Below are 2,309 nucleotides of genomic sequence, written 5' to 3'. Positions count from 1 at the left end.
CATCAGGACGGCGCCGCCCTCGGACAGGCCCGCGAACAGCCGCTCCTGCTCCTCCTCCGACGCCGTCTCGACCCAGATCGAGAAGGACGGCGTGAAGGTGAAGTCGTGGACCGGGGGGCTGTCGAAGCAGCGGAACTGCTGGCCGGCGATGGAGAAGGTGGCGCCCTGCACCGTGCCTTCGGCGCCGGGACCGTCGGGCCCCCACCGGGTGAGGTCGAGGACGCGCGCGTCGTCGAACAGCGACGTGTAGAGGTCGAGCGCCGGCCCCGCGTCGCCCTGGAACATGAGGAATGGGATCACCTGCTGCGGCATGGCGGTCACCGTAGGGGGAGCTGCTGACGGGAGTGCTCAGCCCAGTCGGTCGGCGACCGCGGCCAGGTAGTCGTCGACTCGCCGGAGGTCGGCCTCGTCCCCCGCTGCGATGACGAGCACGACCACCTCCTCGGCGCGCACCAGGCGGGTCTCGCCAATGGCCGGGTCCGGTCCGGAGACCACGGTGCGGATGGTGACGCCGGTCCACCCCGACCCCGACCAGCCGTCCACCGTCCATGCACCCGCGCCGCCACCAGGGGACGGCGGTGCCGACGCGCAGTCCGGTGCCTCCATCTCCGCCTGGCCGAGGATCGCCTCCGCGACCATCGGTGCCGACGTCGCCCAGGCGTAGGCGTACAGGGTCGCCTCGTCCGAGGCGTAGCCGCTGGTCACCGCCTCCTCGAGTGCAGGGTCCAGACGAGGTGCTCGGGTGCCCGGCGCCGTCGTGCAGAGCTGCCATGGCGGCGGCGGTGGGTCGACCGGCCGGAGACCGGGGAACTGCACCGACAGGGCGGCCTCGAGGTCGGGCGGCCCGCCGGGGGAGGCGCTTCCCGCCACGGTCCAGGCGCAGGCGGTCAGCACGCCGACGACCGCAGCCGTGGCCCATCCCACCGCCGTCCGCATCACCGTCCTCCTCCGGCAGGCGATACCCGCGGGCGGGCGAGGCACGCGGCCGGCGTCCCGCGTTGCCGGGCCGCCGGATCGCTCCTCCCGAACGCTCATCACCGGAGAACGCGACCGAGTGATGGGGACGCCGGGGCGTGCAGGCCCAGGCGTCCGTGCTCATCAGTCACCGATTGCTGAACGTCTCCGAACGGGGAGCGCGCAGCCGCCGTGCACCACGCCGACTCCTGGAACGTCGCGGGTAGCGACGAGCTCCCTGAGCGCGTGTCATCAGTAGCCTGTGAGGGTCGCGGGGGAGGCATCTCACCACCCAGCTGGCGCCACATCGGGGGTACCGATGGAGAAGCAGCCTGCACCCTCCTGATCCGACCCACCACGGGGAAGCGGAACCTCGCAGGAGCCCCCCGTGGGGCCGTCAGCCGGCGGCTCTGAGCGGACGTCGGTGGATGACCGCACGGAGCTGCCACAGGAGTCTGCTGCCGCACAGGCGCCCCCACCTCGCCACACCCGGAGCCTGACCGAGCGGCTCAACACCTGGGTTCCGATGGTGACCGCAGTGGCCGCACTCGCTCTCTCCGTCGTCACCTGGGCGTAGTCCCAGCGGACGCCGGAGGTGACCATGAACTTGCCGTCCATCATCCGCATCGGTGCCGAGTCCCCCGAGTCCTTTGATGTGTACCTCCAGCCGAGCTTCTCGGTCCCGAGGAGCTTTGACTCGACCGCGCGGATCTCCGCCGTACAGTTCGCATTCTCTCTCGAGGGGGCGGTGGAGACTCGTGCACCGAATTTCTACTGGCACGACTCGGGGATCTTCGGGCAGCTCGACGAAGGGGGATTCGGGTGGACCTATGCGTCTGATCCGGCGCCGTTCATCGTGGGCCACCAGGAACCGCAACGTCCGACCATCCGGTTCATCGCACTGGACGAGCGCATCTCACCCGGTCACTGGACAGGCACGATCACGGCGGCCCGCGGCCCAGGACAGGAAGCCCTGGTGGAGCGCTTCTGTGTCGTTGTCAGCGAGGCGAACATCCTGGACTACAACGCGTTCGGCATCATCGACTTCCGCAACGACATCCCGAATGCTCCGACTGACTGCTATTGGCGGCCAGACGACTGGTGACGTGCCCGAGTCCCGCTCGTCGTCATCGAGTCGCGTTCTCCCACGGCCGCCCGGACAGCGGCTGCCCGGTACCGCATCGCAGTGACGCCACCGGGACAGGCCCGCGCCGTGACTCATGGAGCGGCACCGTTGTGCCGACCGGTCACGGCACCGGGCCCCGACCACAGTGGTCGGGCGCTGTGCACAGGTCCGGCGGGACTTGCGAGACCTGCGCGCGGTTGCCGGTCGCCGTCCCGGCTGTTGGGGTTGG

4 protein-coding genes are annotated in these 2,309 nt (G+C 70.5%); 2 read left to right on the top strand and 2 right to left on the bottom strand.

Going from position 1 to position 2,309, the window contains the following annotated elements:
- Both VN520_RS27830 and VN520_RS27825 read right to left on the bottom strand, forming a co-directional pair.
- On the bottom strand, positions 1-312 hold a 312-nt coding region (locus VN520_RS27830; protein WP_325749710.1), incomplete at its 3' end, for a VOC family protein.
- A 36-nt stretch (positions 313-348) separates the two neighbouring features.
- A complete protein-coding gene (locus tag VN520_RS27825) occupies positions 349-936 on the bottom strand; it encodes a hypothetical protein (RefSeq protein WP_325749709.1) in 588 nt (195 codons plus the stop codon).
- A 406-nt stretch (positions 937-1,342) separates the two neighbouring features.
- On the opposite strand from VN520_RS27825, the gene VN520_RS27820 reads away from it, so the two are divergent.
- Together VN520_RS27820 and VN520_RS27815 are read left to right on the top strand one after the other, a co-directional pair.
- Complete coding sequence (locus VN520_RS27820) at positions 1,343-1,531, top strand: hypothetical protein (protein WP_325749708.1); 189 nt, start codon at positions 1,343-1,345, stop codon at positions 1,529-1,531.
- 30 nt (positions 1,532-1,561) lie between these two features.
- Positions 1,562-2,059, top strand: coding sequence for a hypothetical protein (locus VN520_RS27815; RefSeq protein ID WP_325749707.1), 498 nt, complete (start codon positions 1,562-1,564; stop codon positions 2,057-2,059).
- The last annotated feature ends 250 nt before the right edge of the window (positions 2,060-2,309 follow it).

Source organism: Streptomyces sp. (assembly GCF_035563135.1).
Lineage (GTDB): Bacteria > Actinomycetota > Actinomycetes > Streptomycetales > Streptomycetaceae > Streptomyces.
Note: the sequence above shows the minus strand (reverse complement) of the source record. Positions and strands in the feature narration are given on the sequence as shown.